Source organism: Paenibacillus sp. SRL342 (assembly GCF_984798905.1).
Genome location: NZ_OZ481790.1, coordinates 1,994,562 through 2,016,241 on the forward strand (window position 1 = coordinate 1,994,562; position 21,680 = coordinate 2,016,241).

General features: G+C 46.0%; 16 protein-coding genes. 13 read left to right on the plus strand and 3 right to left on the minus strand.

The window, feature by feature from the left end; genetic code table 11:
* Positions 1-238 precede the first annotated feature (238 nt).
* The 6 genes from AC4E8D_RS09160 (at position 239) to AC4E8D_RS09185 (ending at position 7,902) form a co-directional block, all read left to right on the plus strand.
* A complete protein-coding gene (locus AC4E8D_RS09160; protein WP_221823013.1) occupies positions 239-1,003 on the plus strand; it encodes an alpha/beta hydrolase in 765 nt (254 codons plus the stop codon).
* A gap of 11 nt (positions 1,004-1,014) precedes the next feature.
* Positions 1,015-1,974, plus strand: a complete 960-nt coding sequence (locus AC4E8D_RS09165; protein ID WP_017689585.1) for an ABC transporter permease — start codon at positions 1,015-1,017, stop codon at positions 1,972-1,974.
* An 18-nt stretch (positions 1,975-1,992) separates the two neighbouring features.
* Positions 1,993-2,895: a carbohydrate ABC transporter permease gene (locus tag AC4E8D_RS09170; RefSeq protein ID WP_076209164.1), complete on the plus strand. Its 903-nt coding sequence runs from the start codon at positions 1,993-1,995 to the stop codon at positions 2,893-2,895.
* Between the two features lie 53 nt (positions 2,896-2,948).
* A complete protein-coding gene (locus tag AC4E8D_RS09175) occupies positions 2,949-4,544 on the plus strand; it encodes a type 2 periplasmic-binding domain-containing protein (protein ID WP_221823015.1) in 1,596 nt (531 codons plus the stop codon).
* Between the two features lie 98 nt (positions 4,545-4,642).
* Positions 4,643-6,808 (plus strand): beta-glucosidase BglX, encoded by a 2,166-nt coding sequence (gene bglX, locus AC4E8D_RS09180; RefSeq protein WP_221823017.1) that lies wholly within the window; start codon positions 4,643-4,645, stop codon positions 6,806-6,808.
* A 77-nt stretch (positions 6,809-6,885) separates the two neighbouring features.
* Entirely contained in the window at positions 6,886-7,902 is a 1,017-nt protein-coding gene (locus AC4E8D_RS09185) for a LacI family DNA-binding transcriptional regulator (protein WP_221823019.1), read from the plus strand.
* 299 nt (positions 7,903-8,201) lie between these two features.
* Here AC4E8D_RS09185 and AC4E8D_RS09190 read toward each other — a convergent pair whose 3' ends face one another.
* On the minus strand, positions 8,202-9,266 hold the full coding sequence (locus tag AC4E8D_RS09190) for a phosphodiester glycosidase family protein (RefSeq protein WP_221823021.1): 1,065 nt from the start codon (positions 9,264-9,266) through the stop codon (positions 8,202-8,204).
* Positions 9,263-9,673: a uroporphyrinogen-III C-methyltransferase gene (locus AC4E8D_RS09195; RefSeq protein ID WP_017689578.1), complete on the minus strand. Its 411-nt coding sequence runs from the start codon at positions 9,671-9,673 to the stop codon at positions 9,263-9,265. Before AC4E8D_RS09195 ends, AC4E8D_RS09190 begins: the two co-directional genes overlap by 4 nt.
* Positions 9,674-10,112: 439 nt before the next feature.
* Between AC4E8D_RS09195 and AC4E8D_RS09200 the strand changes: the two genes are divergently transcribed.
* From AC4E8D_RS09200 to AC4E8D_RS09210, 3 genes are all read left to right on the plus strand, one after another.
* The gene (locus AC4E8D_RS09200) at positions 10,113-10,769 is read left to right on the plus strand and encodes a response regulator transcription factor (RefSeq protein WP_017689577.1); all 657 of its coding nucleotides are present in this window, start codon (positions 10,113-10,115) and stop codon (positions 10,767-10,769) included.
* A 136-nt stretch (positions 10,770-10,905) separates the two neighbouring features.
* Positions 10,906-12,129: an aminotransferase-like domain-containing protein gene (locus AC4E8D_RS09205; RefSeq protein ID WP_076209159.1), complete on the plus strand. Its 1,224-nt coding sequence runs from the start codon at positions 10,906-10,908 to the stop codon at positions 12,127-12,129.
* A 191-nt stretch (positions 12,130-12,320) separates the two neighbouring features.
* Positions 12,321-12,947, plus strand: a complete 627-nt coding sequence (locus AC4E8D_RS09210) for an FMN-dependent NADH-azoreductase (RefSeq protein WP_221823024.1) — start codon at positions 12,321-12,323, stop codon at positions 12,945-12,947.
* Between the two features lie 112 nt (positions 12,948-13,059).
* On the opposite strand, the gene AC4E8D_RS09215 is transcribed toward AC4E8D_RS09210, so the two are convergent.
* Positions 13,060-13,905, minus strand: a complete 846-nt coding sequence (locus AC4E8D_RS09215; protein ID WP_405131835.1) for a DUF2161 domain-containing phosphodiesterase — start codon at positions 13,903-13,905, stop codon at positions 13,060-13,062.
* 361 nt (positions 13,906-14,266) lie between these two features.
* Here AC4E8D_RS09215 and AC4E8D_RS09220 point away from each other — a divergent pair, with 361 nt between their 5' ends.
* The 4 genes from AC4E8D_RS09220 to AC4E8D_RS09235 all read left to right on the plus strand — a co-directional run bounded on the left by AC4E8D_RS09220 (position 14,267) and on the right by AC4E8D_RS09235 (position 21,622).
* Entirely contained in the window at positions 14,267-16,162 is a 1,896-nt protein-coding gene (locus tag AC4E8D_RS09220; RefSeq protein WP_036610009.1) for a PrkA family serine protein kinase, read from the plus strand.
* A gap of 243 nt (positions 16,163-16,405) precedes the next feature.
* Positions 16,406-17,413, plus strand: a complete 1,008-nt coding sequence (locus AC4E8D_RS09225; protein ID WP_339183551.1) for a protoglobin domain-containing protein — start codon at positions 16,406-16,408, stop codon at positions 17,411-17,413.
* Positions 17,414-17,542: 129 nt separating this feature from the next.
* A complete protein-coding gene (locus tag AC4E8D_RS09230; protein WP_237176193.1) occupies positions 17,543-18,547 on the plus strand; it encodes a LacI family DNA-binding transcriptional regulator in 1,005 nt (334 codons plus the stop codon).
* 252 nt (positions 18,548-18,799) lie between these two features.
* Entirely contained in the window at positions 18,800-21,622 is a 2,823-nt protein-coding gene (locus AC4E8D_RS09235; protein WP_405131836.1) for an endo-1,4-beta-xylanase, read from the plus strand.
* The last annotated feature ends 58 nt before the right edge of the window (positions 21,623-21,680 follow it).

The following is a 21,680-nucleotide window of genomic DNA, read 5'->3' on the forward strand; positions in this document are numbered from 1 at the left end:
TGACAGGATTTACTCATCGGGCTTATGATTTATTCGAAACGATTCGAAGAAATCGCTTCCACATTAAAAGTGTTGTAATGAAGTCCATGTGGACCAACGTTGGCTATGTTTTGAAACGATTCGAGAAAATCGTTTCGATAACCCATCGTAATACAAGGGAATCTACAACAGCCTGCAATCCAACGCCAGAGAAACGAATGAGTAAAGACAGCAGGCGATGATGAGAGGGGTTACATTTATGGCACATATAACGATCGAAACTGGATCGCCAACCTTATGCATGAATACCAGCATACATGTTGTGTCCAGTGACTCCGGAGAGACTTCAGGCGGTACACTATATCTGTTGCACGGGGCAGGCGATAATGCGAGTACCTGGCAGCGGTTAACCACAATTGAGATGTATGCAGCGCAATATGGCTGTACGATCATTATGCCGGAAGCGAATCGTAGCTATTACACCGATATGGAATACGGCCTGAATTACTTCCACTACATCACTCAGGAGTTACCTGAAATATGCAAGCGTCTGCTCAATCTGAATCCTGATCCGGAGAAAACATACGTCGCCGGTTTATCCATGGGTGGATATGGTGCACTGAAATGTGGACTAACTTATCCAGAGCGATATCGCAAAGTAGTGTCCCTATCCGGCGTAACGGATATCCAGACACGACTTCGTGATCCTCATATGCCAGCGACCATGATCAAGGAAATGAAAGCGGTTTTTGGAGAACGTTTACAGGTAAAAGCCGATCAGGATATTTACGCACTGTCGGCCAAGCTGCTGGAACAGGGTGTTCCTTTACCGGATATCCTCAGTTGCTGTGGCGATAGTGACCCCTTCGTAGAGATGAATCGCGACTATGCGAGATACATGCAGGGGACTGCCTTTGATTTTCGGTATGTGGAGACGCCGGGGGCTCATGAATGGAGATTTTGGGAGCACCACCTGAGAACGATGTTTGATTTTCTGTACAACGACAAGACCATAGTAGAGTGAGGAGATGCAATGTGAAACCTGCAGCCGAAGGACCTAGCAAAAAGCTGAAGGGAAACGTGAAGGGCAATTCGCTCTGGACTGAAATCTGGAAGCACCGAATGACATACACCCTGCTTATTCCGGGGCTTGTCTGGCTAATTCTGTTTGCCTACATGCCGATGGGTGGCCTGTCTCTGGCATTCAAAGATTACAAGGCCAATCTGGGCATCTGGGGAAGTCCATGGAGCGGATTCGAGAACTTCAAATATGTTTTCCGTGATCCAACCTTTATCGACGCAGTATGGCGTACGCTGTACATCAATATTCTGAAACTGATTATTCAGTTCCCATTCCCGATCATTCTGGCGCTGTTGCTGAATGAATTGCGGATGCGCAGAGGAAAAAAATTGTTCCAAACCGTTCTTACGTTCCCACACTTCCTGTCCTGGATCATCGTATCCGGGGTAGTCATCAATGTGCTGGCATATGACGGACTGGTAAACAGCGCGCTCGGACTACTCGGATTGCCAACGATTAACTTCCTGGGGTCTGAATCCAACTTTGTACCCATGTTGCTGTTGACTGATATTTGGAAATCAAGTGGATGGGGCGCGATTATATTCCTGGCTGCCATTTCCGGTATTGATCAGGATCAGTATGAATCAGCACAGATTGACGGGGCATCCCGTATGCAACAGATGTTCAAAATTACTTTACCGAACATCCTTCCAACCATCACAATCATGTTTATTCTCTCGGTTGGTGGATTGATGTCTTCCGGGTTTGACCAGATCTTCAACTTGGCAAATGCCGCTACCAAAAATGTATCGGAAGTACTCGATGTATATATCTATCGGATTACGTTCCAGTCATCTACCGATTTCTCATTCTCGACAGCGGTCAGCTTGTTCCGTTCCCTGGTGAATATGGCCTTGCTGCTTCTTGCTGACAGATTTGCCAAGTGGCTTGGCGGAGACGGTTTGTTCCGATAAGAGAGGAGGAAAAATGAGATGAGCAAGAAAGCTAACAAAAAACCGAGAATTGGTACAGAAAAAATGACACTTCTCGATTACATTATTTTTGCCGTATTACTAGTGCTTGCCCTGATGATCCTGATTCCGTTCTGGAATGTCATCATGATCTCGTTTGCAACACAAAAAGAATATGCTGACAATCCATTTTTGATGTTCCCTAAAGAATGGACATTGGATTCCTACAAGGCATTGTTCGCTGACGGAACGATTCTGTCTGGGTACAAAAATACAATTATATTGCTAGTCATCGGCTTGCCGCTCAGCTTGTTCCTGACAACAAGCATGGCATATGGCCTTAGTCGTAACAAATTTCCGTTTAAGAAATTTCTCTTTTTCCTGGTACTGTTCACCATGATCTTTAATGGTGGTATCGTACCGCTGTACCTGATCATGAAATCACTTCATCTTACAGGTACGCTGTGGTCCGTCATTCTGGCGGGAAGCTTCAGTGCGTTTAACATGATTCTGATGATGAACTACTTCTACACCTTGCCTGAATCACTCATGGAATCGGCGAGACTGGATGGAGCCGGAGAGTGGAGAATTTTGTTCTCTGTTGTTCTTCCGCTGGCTACACCAATTATGGCTACAATCACGTTGTTCTACGGTGTGGCTTACTGGAACAGTTGGTATGATGCGATGATATTCCTTCGAAAAGCGGATCAGTTACCGCTCCAGAATGTACTCCGAAATATTATCGTGACATCTACGACGAATGCATCCAATGCATCCAGTGTGGATGCTGCCCAGGCAAGCAACTTCTCAATGGGCATGAAGATGGCAGCCGTATTTGTCACCATGGTACCAATTATGTGTTTCTTCCCAATGCTGCAAAAACACTTTGCCAAAGGGGTATTAACAGGGGCAATCAAGACCTGATATACGTATAGGATTTTGCAATAAAATTCTACTAAAAAACATGGGGGTAAAACATGAAAACGAACAAAAAGTTGTCAGTAAGAGCTCTCTTTGCCATCACGCTTAGTGTAGTTATGCTGATGGTGACCGCTTGTTCCAGCCAAGGAGCTTCAGGTGGTAACGAAAAAGATGCAGAGGGAAATTACAAAGATAACCTGACCATCTCTGTAGCTAACCTGACAGAAATCAAAAACGGGAACCTGGATAATGACTTCCACAAGTTCTGGACAGACAAATTTAATGTAACTTGGGACTACAACTATATCGATTGGGATTCATGGGGCGAGAAGCTTCGTCTGTGGATCAACTCTGGCGACTTGCCGGATGTAGCGGTATGGAACTACGTACATGGCGATGCCATTAACAGCATTGAACAAGGTTTGTTCTACAAATTCCCGGATGACTGGAAAGAACGCTGGCCTAACGTCGCAGCAGCTTACAATTTGACGGGTCTTGGAGACAAGTTGGAAGAATTGACGGGTGGAACATATGTCCTGCCTAGACCAATCTACTTCGAGAACAAACCAGCTGATCCACTGACGAACCAAATTGGTGTCATTGCGCTTCGTAAAGACTGGGCTGAAGCGGTTGGTTTTGAACTGAAAGATGCTTATACAACAACTGAATTGAACGAATATGCTGCGCTAGTGAAAGAAAAAGATCCAGGCAAAGTGGGTAACAAACTTGTACCTCTGTCCTACAATGCGGCAGATGCCATGACAAACATGATTATGCCAAACAGTGTGCATGCCATGACTGACTCTCCTTTCTACAAAGGTGAAGATGGCCAATTCCACTGGGGACCAGCAGATCCTGAAACGCTGACAGGACTTAAATTGATGCAAAAAGCCTATAAAGACGGACTGCTCAATCCTGAGTTCTACACATGGAAAAACAATGAAGGTCAAAACAATTTCAAAGTAACAGGTACAGCTGCTGTAACAAGTCTGGGCGGACTGGCTTCGTACAGACAAGGTCTGGATTCCGATATGAAAAAAAATCTGGGTGTAGATAGTGATGAACTGGTACACACAGCAATCGTAGTGGGCGATGACGGGAAATACCGTAACATGGAGCAAGCCAACTTCTGGTCTGCATTGATCTTCAATCCAGACATCAGTGACGAGAAATTCGAACGGATCATGGATCTGATCGATTACTCCGCAACAAAAGAAGGACAGTTGCTCATCAACATGGGCTTTGAAGGAAAAGATTGGAAGTATGATGAAAACAACGAACTCGTTAGCTTGTTGCCAGAAGGAACGGTATTGGAAGATAAATATCCAGCACGTTTCGAAGGTCTGTATCTGCTCGGTGACGACTTCAGTGTTGTAAACCCTGCAATCAAAAAAGATTACCGTGATAGAGCCGTGAAATTGTTCGAAGAAAAAGCAAAACTTGGTACAGAAGGCAAATCGCTTGCACCATACGATTGGGATGTCAACCTGTACGATTCCAAAGCTAAGAGTCAGGCTTCATTCGACTACCAGAATGAATATGCCAACTTGATCCTCAAAAACGGAGATCTAGAGGCAAACTGGAAAGAATGGGTAAACAGTAAAAGGTCCCTGGTTCAACCTTATCTGGATGAGCTAAACGATAAATTCTAGTAATCATTCAGTAATTAATTTTGAACCCGGTGCGCGGTCTCTCCCCGAACGCAGCCGGGTTCTTTATTTCAACAACTTATAGTGGAGGATACGATTAGATGAATAACGACCAGTTGTTAGACCTGGTGAAACAGATGACGTTGGAGGAAAAAACAGCACAACTTCTTCAGTTGACTGCCAACTTCTATGAAGGAACGAATGTGGAAGGTCAGATCACAGGGCCAATGGAAGAGATGGGAATTACGGAGCAGTCCGTGGATGCCAGTGGGTCCATTCTGGGATTGTCCGGTGCGCAGGCTATCATTGATGTACAGCAAGCTTATATGAAGAAAAGCCGTTTGGGCATTCCGCTTTTGTTCATGGCTGACGTAGTTCATGGATTCAAAACTATTTTCCCGATTCCACTGGCGATCGGTTGTTCATGGGACACAGAACTGGCTGAGAAAAGTGCTGAAATTGCAGCACGTGAATCAGCTGTATCCGGTTTGCATGTTACCTTTGCACCGATGGTGGATCTGGTTCGTGACCCGCGCTGGGGCCGTGTGATGGAAACAACAGGAGAAGATCCTTATCTGAACAGTTTGTTCGCGGCTGCGTTTGTACGTGGATATCAGGGCGATAGCTTGAAGGATGAGCCAGATCGTCTTGCAGCCTGTGTGAAACACTTTGCGGCTTATGGAGCGGCTGAGGGTGGTCGGGATTACAATACGGTGGACATGGCTGAGCGTAACCTGCGTGAGTACTATTTGCCAGCATACAAAGCAGCGTTGGATGCGGGCGTGGAAATGGTCATGACTTCGTTCAATACGGTTGACGGTATTCCGGCAAGTGGCAATGAGAAGTTAATGCGCGGCATTTTGCGTGACGAGTGGGGCTTTGATGGTGTATTGATCTCGGATTGGGCTTCCATTCGCGAGATGATTGCGCATGGTGCTGCAGAAGATGATCGTGAAGCGGCATATCGTGCCATTCGCGCAGGAGTAGATATGGAGATGATGACACCTTGTTATGTGCATCATTTGCCTGAACTGATTGAGAGTGGTGAAGTGGATGAGAAGCTCATTGATGAAGCCGTTCTGCGAATTCTGCAACTGAAAGAAAAGCTGGGCTTGTTCGATAACCCACTTCGTGCAGCTGATCCTGAACGTGAACGTGAGATTGTATTCTCCAAAGAGCACCGTCAGGTATCGTATGAACTGGCAACCAAATCGGCTGTCTTGTTGAAAAATAATGGCAGCGTGCTTCCACTTCAACCTGATGCTAATGTAGCCCTCATTGGTCCTTTTGCACAGAGTCCTGATATTCTGGGCTGGTGGTCCTGTGAAGGGGTTAAGGAAGATGCAGTCAAGTTGGGAACAGCTCTGCAAGAACGCCTGACGGGTGGGAAAGTTCAATTTGCTCAAGGCAGTAATGTTCATACGATTACAGCTGAGCAGATTGCCGAAGCCCTGGAAGTGGCAAGCAAAGCAGATCTGATTGTCCTTGCTCTTGGTGAAGACTCCGAGATGAGTGGAGAAGGTGGCTCACGCACGGATATTCGGCTGCCAGCAGCCCAATTGGAATTGGTTAAACAGCTCAAAGCAGCGGGAAAACCGATTGCCAGCGTTATCTTCAACGGCCGTCCATTGGATCTGCATGGTGTAATCGATGAATCGGATGCTGTTCTTGAAGCCTGGTTCCCAGGTAGTGAAGGCGGAGCAGCGATCGCAGATGTTCTGACAGGTGTGGTGAATCCATCCGCACGTCTGACGATGTCCTTCCCGCAGTCCGTAGGTCAGATTCCGGTCTATTACAACCATTTCAATACAGGTCGTCCACTGAACCCGGAGAAGACAGAAGAACGTTATGTCTCCAAGTACATTGACAGCCCGAATGAACCTTTGCTTCCGTTCGGTTATGGTCTCTCATACACTTCGTTCTCTTATGGTGATCTGGAAGTGTCAAGTAACGAGATGACTGCCGAAGAGTCCCTGAGCATTCAAGTACGTGTAACGAACACGGGTGAGCGCGCAGGCGTGGAGACCGTTCAGTTGTACGTTCGTGATGTAACGGGTGAAGTCGTTCGTCCTATGCGTGAGCTGAAAGGATATGTGAAGCTTGCACTGGCGCCAGGCGAGAGTGGTACAGCCACGTTTACATTAAATGAAGAACAGCTTCGTTATCACCATTCCGACTTAAGCCACCGCAGTGATCGAGGCGAGTTCCATATTCTTGTGGGTGCAAACAGTCGGGATACTCAGAAGAAATCATTCAGACTTGTTTAATCCGGTGAATGGAAAGAGTAATGTGTCAGGCCTTTTGTTATGGAAGGCCTGATGAACATAACAGGGGAGCGAAGAATGTGGTCAGTATCAAGGATATCGCCAAACAGGCGGGAGTTTCCATCTCTACTGTGTCATATGCGCTGAATGGCAGCAACAAAGTGACCGATGAGACGAGTTCCAAAATTTTGGCCATTGCCAAAGAACTGAACTATGTTCCAAATGCCGCAGCAAGAACACTGAAGAAGAGGGAATCCAAAATTCTAGGTGTATTCTTGACCGATTTTAGAGGAGATGTGTATGGAGACTTGCTGAGTGGCATGAAAGCCGTATGTAATGCTCAAGGTTATGACCTGATCGTGTGCAGTGGTAAACAATCCCATCGCATGCTTCCAGAGAGGATGATTGATGGTGCGATCATTCTGGATCATACGTTTGCAAGTGAGGAACTAATGCAGTATGCCGATCGTGGGCACAAAATCGTTGTATTGGACCGTGAGATGGATCATCCTAACATTAATCAGGTTCTGCTGGATAATAAGGCCGGGGCGACACTTGCGATGGAACATCTGATTGAACAGGGACATAAGAAAATCTACGTGGTGACAGGACCGGAAGGTTCGTTTGACTCTGTGCAGCGGTTAAAGGCTGTGAGACAGGTTGCGGAACGTGAAGCCGATGTGGAATGGATTGAGATCACGGGAGATTTTGAAAAGAGTGGTGGAGAACAAGCCGCAGATCAGATTGTGCAGGTGTATGATGGACCCGCAGCGGTATTCTGCCTCAATGATGAGATGGCTATTGGCTTGTGTGATCGTCTGGCAGACAGTGCACTCGGCGTTGGTCAGGAGATTGATGTCATCGGATTCGACAATATTGAATTGAGCAAATACGTCCAGCCGAGATTGGCAAGCATTGATTATTCCAAGCGCAAGTGGGGATCGCTTGCTGCCGAACAATTGATCAAAATTATTGCTGGAGAACCCGTTGATCATGAGCGAATTTATGTGACATTAGTTGAGGGTGGGTCGGTGAGTGGGCCTAGTCCGTCTGATTCGGTTATATCTATGCGGAATGACAGGGCGGTTAGCTATTGATCCCGAATACAGCAAGAGACAAGGCTTAGAAGAATCGAATCATTCTTTTAAGCCTTGTCTCTTGCTGTTTCGAGGATGAAGCAATAGAAAAAAGCCTCTCCGGAGAGAGGCTTGGCCTTTACAAGCCTTTTGTTTTGTCATTGTTGTAGGATGAAGTGAGAATGCCTGTAATGAAGAGAGTCAATACGATTGCAATAATCCAGAATGTCAGTGAAAATGACATACCCTTCGCACCTCCTGCACAAGCTCATTTTCTTCTATTATAACCATTATAGGTAGAAAAGAAATGCTTCACCCTATTATTTGTAAAATAAAAAGTGTGTGGGCACCGGTCTGAGGCTGCCATCTGAAGGGTTATTCACGACCCGATTATTCAGAATAAGCGAGGATGATCCACCGCCATCCAGATTATAGGCGTCGATCACCCCAAGCTTGTACAACCGCCCTTGCAGCTCTTCAAGGGTAGCACCGGAACTTCCGCCCTCATTATATCCGTCAACTACAATAATCAGTAACTGATCATCCTTATAATTGCCAATGACTGTACGTGGGGCTCGTTTGGGTGATACCTTCCACTTGTCGGGAATTGCAGTTTTACGTCCATTCTGTAGCAGCACGGGTACAAACGTAGCCCCAAATTGTGGTTGCAGGCGATCCAGTGAGTTTTTGTCGAAGAACTTGCCTCCGACCAGTTTGCCGGCATCGTTAAGTCCTACAAAAAACAGATCTTTGAAACTGGCTTGGAACCCGTTCACGTACTTCCCGTCCATGACGGTTGTGCTAAGTGGATAACGTTTGCCCCCACTGTCAGCAAATCCACCTGCGTTAATCCCGGCAATTGCGCCGTTACGCTTCACAGCCTGCATGGTCGTCTCAGAACGCCCAGGTTCACTGTCTAGAGCCATCTGCATGGCTGTAGGGTCTTTTAGCTTGATCTTCATGGCATAGCCCTTATAGCTGCCAGGATTCACTCTGTACATTTCAATCGTTAACCGGTCACTGTCTACCCGTTCAAATGGAACGCCCAGCTTGGATGAAATCCGTTTGTTGTAGATCATTTCCGGACGATCCGCTTGGGCGGAAGCCTTCTGTACAAGTGTAGACATCGTACTTGTTGTTTTATTATAGAGCTGTGTCGTTCTTTTAATAGAAGAAGAAGTCTGGACAGCAGCATCTTTTGCCCCCGCAAGCTCTTGGCTAATTGCTTGGGTCCGGGGTGTAATCGTATCCTCTGACAGTTCGGTAGGCATCAAACCTCCGGGTTCAAGTGGAGGACGAAGCAGCAGCAGGCATAATATCAATCCAACAAAAGGAGCGAGTGCAAGCATAAAAAAACGATTAACCTGTTTGACGGGTGTAATCATTTGAGCAGGTCCATCTTTTTCTGGAGTGTCTCCAGTTGTTTTTTGACTTCGCTCAGCTGGGTATACAGTTTGTTGCTGTTATCCGTTTTGTCACTTGCATTATCCTTGGTGAAAGTCAGCAATTCATTGAAGGATTGAACCTGTCCCTGCAGATCTTCTACTTCCTTTGATATCGTTGTTAGCTGATTTTCATAGTCGGTTTTTAGTGCTGCAATCTGCTGCTGATTATGGGCTTGAAGCTGGTTAATCATCTGTTGCTGGAGATGGTTACTATAATAGTAGGTTCCAACGACTCCTAGTGCAATGAGAACAATCCACATTACCAGAAACAGCTTGATTGAAGATCCAGCCTTGCCTTTGGCGCTCCGGGTGTGATGGATGTCAGAGGACGGGGCAGATGGTTTCATATCATCACTCCTGGTCATTAATAGGTACAAAAAAATTTCCAGTCCTCATTCTATCATGCCCCTATTGATTACGCAAAAATGAAATTCTTTACTTAATAGAGTAAAAAGAGATTGCATCGGAAGGAAGTCCTAGGATACAATTTCTTATAGATGCAATAAGTAGGAACTTTGGGCAGGTTTTTCGACTTTTTTAGATAGAAATGCAGGAAATTTATACTATATTTTGACCTTCCCGGGGATGGGAAGATGGACGTCATGGTGTTTTTATAACAAAATACAGTGAAAATAGAGCCTTTTTATCGGCTTCCTCCTGTATTTTTCTGTTTTTCGACATAATCCGACCTATGCTTCTTCTATACTCGGATTGTCGCATAGACGATGAATTCATCATGACAGAATTTAAAAGTCATTTGTCCAATACATAACAGGGGGAACAACAATGAAAAAAGTATGGCAGGTGGTCATCATAGATATCCACCCCACCAGCATGCTCGGTACAAAATTGATTTTGGAAGAGCAGCAAGATCTGACGGTACGTGGCATGACTTCGACCGGAACAGAAGGGCTCGATCTGGTGAATATTCACCAGCCTGATCTGATTCTAATGGATTATCGTCTTCCGGAGGGTCAGGCAGATCAATATATTGCCCAGATGAAGAATCTGTCAGCTCACAGTCACATCATTATTTTGACGGATGAAGACAATGTGAAGCTGTTTCGTCATTTGATGAGCCTTGGTGCAAGCGGCATGTTATCCAAACAGGCTTCCCCTAGCCAGCTGATTCATCTGATCTCTGGATTACGTGAGGGCCATGTGTCCATTCCATTGTCGTGGTTAAACAGTGCGGAGTGGGCGCAACCTGTGGAGTCTCCGACAGAAGCACGTGTCATTGAATTAACAGAAACCGAAACTTTTATCATGGAAAGAATTGTTCAGGGTGTAACCTATGATAAAATAGCGAATGAGATCAACGTTAGCAGACGTTCCATTGATAATTACCTGCGTAAAATATACGTGAAGCTGGAAGTAAGCAGTAGAGCACAGGCCATTGAACGTTATGCCTTGCATGCAAGACAAGTGAAGACGGGATCCTGACGAAACAGGTTTGTTCTTCCCATGATCACAACAGTTCGGTATGCATCCGGTCATATTCGATGGCGAGCAGGAATAGGTTGTAGGGCTGCGGACTGCGAGTACAGTTTCGGAATAGGGATGAAAGGGGAACGGATCGATGAAATATTTCTTTGCTTCCCGTACCAACAGGCTTTTGTCATCACCACTGAGGGATATACGTGAGATGTCTGGCAGGGATTATTTCATATCTCTGGCAGAAGAATTGCCTGCGGAGGAGTTGTTTCCTTTCAAATTGTTGGAAGAAGCAGCGGTGTCTGTCTTTAGTTCAGGCCCCTCCGCATTGCAATATGGAGAGCCAGCAGGCTACACCCCCCTAAGAGAGTGGCTGAACAAAGACTGGAATGCACGCAAAGGCATACGAACGGTACCCGAACAGATTCTGTTGACCACTGGTACCCAGCAGGCCATTGATCTGGTGATGCGTCTATTGCTTGAGCCAGGAGATTCTGTACTGGTTGAACATCCCACATCTCCAGGCTGTCTTGAGGTTCTGGAGATGCAAGGAGCCAAAATTGTGCCCGTAATGGGTGATCGGGACGGCATACTGCCAGACCTTTTGGAGCATCACATGCAGCAGGTTAGACCGAAGCTGCTTTTTGCTGCACCCAGTTTCTCGAATCCGACCGGTGCTTTGTGGAGTATGGAGCGGCGGGAGGCAGTCCTTGAGCTGTGTTCGCGCTATGGTGTACTGCTTGTGGAAGATGATTCTTATGGAGAGCTCCATTTCGATGGCCTTGAGCCAACGGAATTCTATCGTAAATATCCTTCACTTTTTGCACTGGATACTGCCGATCAGGGTGGACATGTTCTCTACATTGGTTCGTTCAGCAAAACGGTAGCGCCCGCTCTTCGAACCGGATGGGCTGCTGGACATCCTGCGCTGATTCAGGCCATGGCCTCGGTTAAACGAATTGCAGATGGTCAGTCCAGTCCGATGAATCAGCGGCTGTTGTATCAATTGCTTGCCCATTCCCCTTTTCGTTGGAGTGATCACCTATCCATGTTGAATCGGGAGTATAAGACAAGACTCAAACTGATGCTTGAACTGTTGAAAAGACCTGGCTGGAAAGGGTGTCAGTACAACATCCCTGAGGGCGGAATGTATCTGTGGGTACAGTTGCCTGAAGGATTGGATAGTGGCGCTCTGCTTAAAGCGGCTTTGCCCAAAGGTGTATCCTTTCTTCCTGGATCACTATGTTCTACAGGTGTACAGGATCAACGTTATATTCGATTGAACTTTAGCCATCCGGGCCGGGATGAATTGCTGCTTGGCATGAACCTGATCAGTGAAACCATTGCCGAATTTACGGCTCGTAGCTAAGTCAGATCAAAAATAGATTTTTTAGCAAAAATTAAAATGGGTTCATGACCAAAGTGATTACGTTATTGCATCCACTAACATTTTTATATATAATATGAATTAATGAGTTGTTGGTTTCTTTATATAAGCTACAATGGTGGCCGGTTCAGAAAATGCACTCATATATTTTATCTAACGGGGGAAAATTCAACATGTCTAATATTTTATTTGTTAAAGCAAATGACCGTCCTGCAGATCAAGCAGTCAGCGTTAAATTGTACGATGCATTCTTGAGCGCATACAAAGAGTCTCACCCAGGTGACACAGTTACTGAGTTGGATCTCTACAATACAGAATTCCCATTCTATGGTAACACTGCTATCACCGGTACTTACAAAGCAGCTAACGGTTTTGAACTGACAGCTGACGAGCAAAAAGCAGCTTTACTTGCAGCACAATTGCAAGATCAATTCCTGGCAGCTGACAAAGTTGTATTTGCATTCCCACTGTGGAACTTCACTGTTCCAGCTCCATTGGTAAACTACATTGCTTACCTGAGCCAAGCTGGTAAAACATTCAAATACACTGCTGAAGGTCCTGTAGGACTTGCTGGCGACAAAAAAGTAGCTTTGCTTAACGCACGTGGTGGCGTATATTCCGAAGGCCCAATGGCAGCTGCTGAAATGTCCCTGAACTTCCTGAAAACAGTTCTCGGCTTGTGGGGCATTCAAAACCCAGAAGTGGTTATCGTTGAAGGACATAACGCTTCTGCAGATCGTGCTGAAGAAATCGTTACTGCAGGTCTGAAATTGGCTTCCGAAGTAGCAGTAAAATTCTAATAGCAATCATTTATATAGAACACATCAAAACGCCTGTAGTCTCCAGTGGAGATTACAGGTGTTTTTTTTGCATTCTCATTTTTTCGTATCCGTTACTTTCAGATGATCAGAATCAGATCTTGCCTGTATTTTTCAAGTACTGCTCCGCTGTTTCAGCGATGTATGCAAGGTCGTCCTTATTTTCACCAGATACAGAATACGTTACATCGAGTTCATTAATGGTTCGTTCAATCATATCATTATCCTCAAGCATGTGTGCATGCTCGGTTAACGCCTGTACTCCCTTAATCGTCAAAATATATTTTCCACGGGAGAGGCGTTCAAACCAGCCATAATAATTTTTTTGCAGAATCCCTGCTGCAGAACCTACGCCTGTCTGTCTGGCAAGGTTGGCCGGAGAGGCTTCTCCGTTCGTCCGTAGAGCGGATGCGACACGTAAAGCCTTCTCACGATATGCTGTGACCAGCTGTCTTCGTGTGCTGCCTCCCGTATTGTAGTCTCCACTGCGTTCGTCGAATTCCTTGAGCAATCGTTTCCGCCGAACACCGCTTTTGCGAGCAACTTGATTGGCGCTAGTAAGGGGTGTCTGGGCTGAAGGTTCGCACAGTACATCAATCAGGGGAGCTTTGGTTTTGTAAAATGTGACAGTCAGTAGCCCCAGACCGAGCTGTCTGCATAGTGCGGTCAGTTCGCTCCAGCGTTGGTTTACGGCTCCGCGTTTACTGCGATTGCGCTCGACGGCCAGATACACGAACGGGCTAAGTTTCAAGCGCTGCATGCCCTGTAGTAACAAGGAGAGGTTAAATGTTTTTTTCATCTCCACAATGAGTGGTTCGTCCTGGTCCGATCTGACTCCGACGAGGTCACAATGTCTGACTTCCGCCTTGACGTCGAAGCCACGCTGCTCGAAGAAAGCCTTCACAGGCGAATATAATTCGGTTTCGTATTTCACTGCCATCGTCCGTGCTCCTTTCCAGAAGTGGCCTGTCTCTGACCATGTGTTGTCCGGTTTCCTAAATTTAGAACCCTCATTATATCATATTCGTTCTTTTTTTTCTGAAGGCACAAGATGTCTGATAGAACAGGGAAAAGCCAAAATTCGAAGTGGTTGATTGAAAAAAAGAGGTCAACTTATCCGAATTGCCGCATAGGTATGTAATACACTTTTCACAACAAAACAAGACGTTTGGACAGAGGGTGGCGGGACTACACAGAACCGCAAGATTGGTATTCAAGCAGGAGCCGCAATTCTATTGATTTCTTCATACCATTCGGAATGGTTGACAATCACACTAAAGGAGCCATGGGAGGTACCAAGCATGAATATTTTTGAACGCGTTGCGGAACATCGGGCAGAGAGTGACCGTTTGACATGGAACGGAACATTTGAAGATTATATTGCACTGCTGAGAGAGGACCCGACTCCGGCAATGACGGCTCACGCCAGAGTGTATGAGATGATTGAATCGTTTGGCGTTGAAGAAGTAGGTGGGCATAAGCGGTACAAGTTTTTTGAACAGGAGATTTTTGGACTGGATCGTTCGATTGAAAAGCTGGTTGAAGAATACTTCCACTCGGCAGCACGTCGTTTGGATGTACGGAAGCGGATCTTGCTCCTGATGGGTCCCGTAAGTGGAGGGAAATCGACGCTGGTGACACTGCTGAAGCGGGGGCTTGAACAGTTCTCGCGGACAGAGAAAGGTGCCATATACGCCATTGATGGATGCCCGATGCATGAGGAACCGCTGCATCTGATTCCACTGGAGCTTCGTCCTGAAGTGGAAAAGGAAATTGGAGTCCGTATTGAGGGTAACCTTTGCCCATCCTGCCAGATGAGACTCCGTACCGAATATGGTGGTGATATCAGCAAGGTACCGGTGGAACGGGTCATTGTTTCCGAAGATAATCGCGTGGGAATAGGAACGTTCAGCCCATCCGATCCGAAATCACAGGATATTGCCGATCTGACGGGTAGTATTGACTTCTCCACCATTACGGAGTTTGGTTCCGAATCCGATCCACGTGCCTATCGTTTTGATGGGGAGTTGAACAAGGCAAACCGTGGGTTAATGGAGTTCCAGGAGATGTTAAAATGTGATGAGAAATTCCTGTGGAATCTCCTGTCACTTACGCAGGAAGGGAACTTCAAAGCAGGACGCTTTGCCTTAATCAGTGCGGATGAAATGATTGTGGCGCATACGAATGAATCGGAGTATAAGTCTTTTATCTCCAACAAGAAGAATGAGGCACTGCAATCCCGGATGATTGTCATGCCGATTCCGTACAATCTGAAAGTGTCCGAGGAAGAGAAAATCTATGCCAAGCTCATTCAGCAAAGTGACATGAAGCATGTTCATATTGCACCGCATGCACTGCGGACTGCAGCCATTTTTTCGATACTTACCCGCTTGAAGGAAACGAAGAAACAAGGCATGGATCTCGTTAAAAAGATGCGCATGTATGACGGTGAAGAAGTGGAAGGATACAAAGAAGCCGATCTGCGCGAGATGCAAAATGAGTATTTGGATGAAGGGATGTCCGGCATTGATCCGCGGTATGTCATTAACCGGATCTCCAGTGCTTTGATCAAGCAAAATCTTCAGTGCATTAACGCGCTGGACATTCTGCGGGCGATCAAGGACGGTCTGGACCAACATGCTTCGATTACAAAGGAAGAGCGGGAGCGTTATTTGAACTTCATTGCTCTTGCACGCAAGGAGTATGATGAACTGGCCAAGAAGGAAGTGCAGAAAGCATTTGTGTACTCATTCGAGGAATCCGCAAGAACATTGTTTGAGAACTACCTCGATAACATTGAAGCATTCTGCAACTGGTCCAAGATTCGTGACCCGCTCACGGATGAAGAGATGGACCCGGATGAGCGTCTGATGCGATCCATCGAGGAACAGATCGGGATCTCCGAGAATGCAAAGAAAGCGTTCAGAGAAGAGATTCTGATCCGAATCTCGGCATACTCCCGCAAGGAGCGCAAGTTCGAATACAGCAGCCATGACCGTTTGCGTGAAGCGATTGAGAAGAAGTTGTTCACCGATCTGAAAGACATCGTCAAGATCACAACCTCAACCAAAACACCGGATGCAACACAATTGAAACGTATGAATGAAGTCATTAAACGCTTAATTGAGGAACATGGATACACCGCAGCCAGCGCGAATGAACTGTTACGTTATGTGGGCAGTCTGCTTAATCGCTAATCGGCAACAAACCATTCCGGATCAGGCTCCTGATGTCTGCTGTGAGGCTCCTTCACAGCAGAGTCAGGGCCTTTTTAATTACATGAAGGTCATATTAATCTAAAAAGCTGATAAATAAGGTTAATTTTAAAGAGAATTAGTTCTAATGGTATATGTATATTTAGGTATTTTAGTCTATAATCAATACATATATTTACAATTTAAAGTAATTTAGTGTTTATTAAGGAGCTGACTGAACCCGATATGAGCAGTATTTCCGCAACAAGACAGAAGCAACTTGATTACATGGGATTAACCACAGGGGATCTAAAACTACTTGCCGATCATCGGCCTGTTTTTAAAAAAGTCGTTAATGAAGTGGTGGATCATTTCTACAATCATGTGGGAAATTATCCTGAATTGGTAGATCTGATCGCAAGATTCTCTACCATTGATCGTCTAAAAGAAACGCAGAAGATGTACTGGTTATCGATGACGGATGGAATCGTGGACGACGCATATATTGAGCAACGGATTGCGATTGGACTTGTGCATTCACGGATTGGTCTGTCTGAAGATTATTATCTGGGTACCTATATGGTCTACCTGGATATTGCAACGAGCATATTCCAACAGGTTATTCCTGATTCCTGGCATCTTGTCATTCAAGCGCTCAGCAAAATGTTCAATCTGGATTCACAGCTTGTCCTTGAAGCCTATGAGAAGAAAGAAAAAGAAAAGTTACATCAGCTTGCCGATGACCAACAACATACATTACAGGCAATTACGCAGATTACCCAAGAGCTTACAGGCATGATTAGTGAATTAAATGAAAGTGCAATGGCTATATCGAGTGTTGCCAAAGAAACAGCGGCTTCTCAGGATCAGGCTCAGGTTCTGCTTACCGAATTAACAGGAGAGATCCAGCAGATCGGAAAAATGGGTGAACTCATTCGCGAGATATCGGATCAGAGTCATCTTGTCGGCCTGAATGCAGCGATTGAAGCTGCTCATGCAGGAGAGTTTGGACGTGGCTTCGAAGTAGTCGCTAGTGAGGTGCGCAAGCTTGCAGCCAGTTCCCGGGATGCCCAGGGTAAGATTCAGTCTAATCTGGAGAAGATCATGAAGAAACTGAGCAGTGTGCAGCAGGAGTCGGATCATACGTCTCGCGGAGCACGTAGCCAAGCTTCACGCTCGGCTGAACTCGCTGTATTTGCAACAACAATGGAGAAACTGTCTCTGGATTTGAAGAATCTGGAACAGCAGGAATAGAGCTTAAAAGCATTAGGAACCTTCCATACCGTTTCAGGCTGTTTTAAGCTATAATGGGTAGACAAACCTGCCGATGTTATAGAAAATGCAGCCGGAGACAGGGGATTCGAAAGAGGTTGAGGTGATCAGATGGCTTCTATCCATGATGTAGCCAAGGAAGCGGGAGTATCTGTTGCAACCGTTTCCAAAGTGATAAACGATTATCCTGATGTAAGTGAAAAAACACGCAAAAAAGTCAATATAGCCATCGAATTATTGAAATATCAACCCAATGTGGTCGCACGTGGACTCGTCAAACGCCGTTCATGGACGGTGGGCGTACTGTTAACGGTTCCGTTTACGAACCCTTTTGTGTCGGAGTTGCTGGAAGGGATCAAGACAGCGCTGGAGAACAGTGGATATGACCTGGTCCGGTTGTCTACTCGATTCGATGATCCGGCGTACTCGTTCATCAAACATTGCCGCAGTCGTAATGTGGATGGCGTTGTGGTATTCGGGGAAGGCAGAGAAAACACGAGTATTCAGGAACTGGTGGATGCAGAGATTCCAACGATGTTTGTTGATACGGACATGTTGGGCAAACGTGCCGGTTACATTACTACGGATAACGCGAACGGGATCTCGATGGGTGTCAAACATCTGCATGAGCTTGGGCACCGCAAAATTGCCTATATCTCAGGGACACTTGGACCTGCCGTAGCCAATCTACGATTGGAAGGATATCGGGAAGGGCTGCGAGAATGCGGCATCCCGTATTCTACGGTATATCTGGAGATCTGCGATTATTCCTTCGACGGAGGAAGCAAGGCCGCCCGACGATTGCTGGCACTTCAGGATCAACCAACGGGAATTGTCTGTGCATCAGACATGTCTGCTTTTGGTGCGATTCATGAAATTGAAAAGCATGGACTGAGTGTACCAGAAGATATCTCGGTTGTCGGGTTCGATAACACGTATTATGCTGAGGTATTCAAACCGGGGTTGACCACGGTGAATCAGAATATCTATTCCATCGGCATTAAGTCCATCGAATATCTGATTGCCATGATCGAGAATCCATCTTATTCTCCTCCCGTGGTGACGGAACCTTCCAATCTGGTTGTCCGTCAGACCACAGCACCTTTAAAAGTGTAAATATGTAATGACGGTGACATGGAGCACAGCTAACAAGCTGTGCTTTTTGTCGTTTTATCTTATTGTGAAGTTTTTAAAATAAGTCCTATAGTTTAACGGGTAAACAAAGTTCGCTGGCAATCGTATAATGAAAGTGCTTACAATTTCTGTTCAATAACGACTATCCAATCCTGCACAACGATCTTGTAAAGGGCTGGCGCATGACAGAACAAAGGTTACTCTTCACAAACAACCAACCAAGGAGGAGATCGGATGCATTTGAGAAAATGGTGGAGCTTGTGCTTGTCGGCTGTATTGATCTTCAGTTTGTTCCCAAGTGTGGGAACAGGAGGGACACGTGCTGCGGCTGCGGACGTTAAGACTGGCGATGATGAAGTACTGTTTGAGGCTAATTTTGAAGATGGTGTGTTGGGACAATGGCGTCCACGTGCGAATGAGAAACTCGATATTGTCACGCAAGTAGGTCACGACAGTACACGGAGCCTGAGAACCTCTTCCCGTACCGAAACGTTCCATGGACCCTTAATTGAAGTAATAGACCATGTACAGAAGGGCAGCACGGTTCATATTTCATTTTGGGCCATGTACGATGAAGGGCCGGACAGTCAGGTCATTAACGGTTCACTGGAGAAAGAGTACAATAACGACGCTTCAAGTCGAGAATATGCTACGTTTGCCTCTGCAACTCTGAACAAGGGACAGTGGAAAAAAATCGAGGCAGATGTGGTGATCCCTGGAGAAAATAGCGGCATCACCGGATTCCGCATGTATGCAGAGACACCTTGGAAGACGTCAGCGGAAGTGACGTCGGCGGATACGATTACTTTTTACGTGGATGATGTACTGATTACGGAAGCCGAAAAAATTGAAATAGAGCCGAACATTCCGAATCTAGTGGATGTTGTGGGACAACACTATGCAATGGGAGCGGCAATCGACCAGTCTGCACTGGACGCGGAAGATCCGCATTCCCAGCTGTTGACGAAACATTTTAATAGTATTACAGCTGGAAACTTTATGAAAATGGATGCGATGCAGCCTCAGGAAGGACAGTTTGTCTGGTCAGAGACAGATCGCCTGGTGAAGTTTGCCGAAGCAAATGACATGGAAATCAGAGGTCATACGCTGTTATGGCATAGTCAGGTGCCGGATTGGTTCTTTACGGATCCGGATGATGCTTCGAAACCTGCCACGCGGGAACAGTTGCTTGCACGGATGAAAACGCATATTCAAACCATCGTGAGTCGGTACAAAGGAAAGGTTCATACATGGGATGTCGTCAATGAAGTCATCTCAGACGGAGGCGGCTTGCGGAATGAGGCCAGTAATTCCAAGTGGAGAGATATTATTGGGGATGTGGATAGCGACGGAGATGACAGTGATTACATTGAACTGGCTTTCCGTTATGCACGTGAGGCTGACCCCGATGCGGTATTGGTGATTAATGACTATGGAATGGAGGGCAATGGAAACAAGGTAAATGATATGGTGAAGCTTGTAGAGAAGCTGCTTGCCAAAGGAACACCCATTGATGCGGTTGGATTCCAGATGCATGTGTCGATGTACGGACCGGATGTAAAGCTCATTCGTGAGGCTTTTGAGAAAGTGATCGCTCTTGGTGTGAATGTACAGGTTACAGAGCTGGACGTTTCGATCTATTCAAGTAATTCTGAACTGGAGATGCCTGTCACAGATGAATTAATGCTGCAACAAGCTTATCGTTATCGTGAACTGTTTGACCTGTTCGAAGATTTGGGGAAACGCGGCGTGATGGACAGTGTTACGGTCTGGGGACTTGCAGATGATGGTACATGGCTTGACAATCATCCGGTCAAAGGACGCAAAGATGCACCGTTGCTGTTTGATCGTAAATTAAAAGCAAAACCGGCATTTTGGGCACTGGTGGACCCTGCCACCCTTCCGATCTATCGTAATGAATGGACAGCATTGAAGGCCAGCCCTTCTTTCCCGAATCATAAAGGACAGGAAGATATTCTTTGGGGTGCTGTGAAAGGACTGGAAATTAATCATCTGGCAGATGGTACATCTGCGGTTACGGGTGAGGCTCGTATGATGTGGGATGCCAAAAAGGTGAATTTACGAGTGGAAGTGAAGGATACCACACGTCGCAAAGGGGATCAGGTGCAGGTTTTCCTCGCGGAAGAAGTCAAGGGGACAGGTGCTGCAACTTCTGAAGCTGATCTGTCTGCCAAGAAGAAAAATCCGCCGTCTGCCAATGGTCAATATACATTTAAACGGGATGGTGGTAAAGGCAAAGATAAAAATACTTACAATGTACAGGAGACAAAAACCGGTTATGTTGTATACGCATCACTGCCTATGTCAGCTGCTTTACTTACTGAAGGCCAGGTCTTGTCTCTGGATTATCGGATTACGGATGAATATGCTGCTGGAAAGACAGCGACCATCGTTTGGAATGATATTTCCAATCAACAGCCCGACAAACCAGCCAACCGGGGCAAACTGAAGCTCGGTTCTGTCTTGAAACAAACCAAGGTCACTTATGGCAAACCTGTAATTGATGCAAAAAAGGATAACGTCTGGAAAAAGGCTGCATCTGTTAAAACGGATGTCTGGGTGGTCGGAAACTCCGGTGCAACGGCGACTGCACAGCTGTTATGGGATGAGAAATACCTGTACGTATTGGCAGATGTGAAAGATCCTTTGCGAAGCAAATTAAGTTCTAATGCACATGAGCAGGATTCGATCGAGATTTTTATCGACCCGAGCAAAGATCAGACAACATTCTATCAGGAGGATGACGCCCAGTACCGGGTCAATTTTGATAATGAGGCTTCTTTTGGAGGAAATGCACGGAAAGAAAGTTTCAAATCAGCTACCCGATTAACAAGCGGAGGGTATACAGTTGAAGTGGCAATCCCACTAGATAGCGTTCGTGCTGAAGGGCAAAGATGGATTGGATTTGATCTGCAAGTTAATGATGATGGCGCGGGGGATGGCAAGCGAAGCAGTGTGTCCATCTGGAGTGATTCATCAGGTAACTCTTATCAAGATACTTCCGGTTTTGGCAGTCTGTTATTGACTCGCAAATAGAATATTTTGTTGTGAATTAGAATATGAAAAAGTTAGCTAATCAACATCGTATATCTGG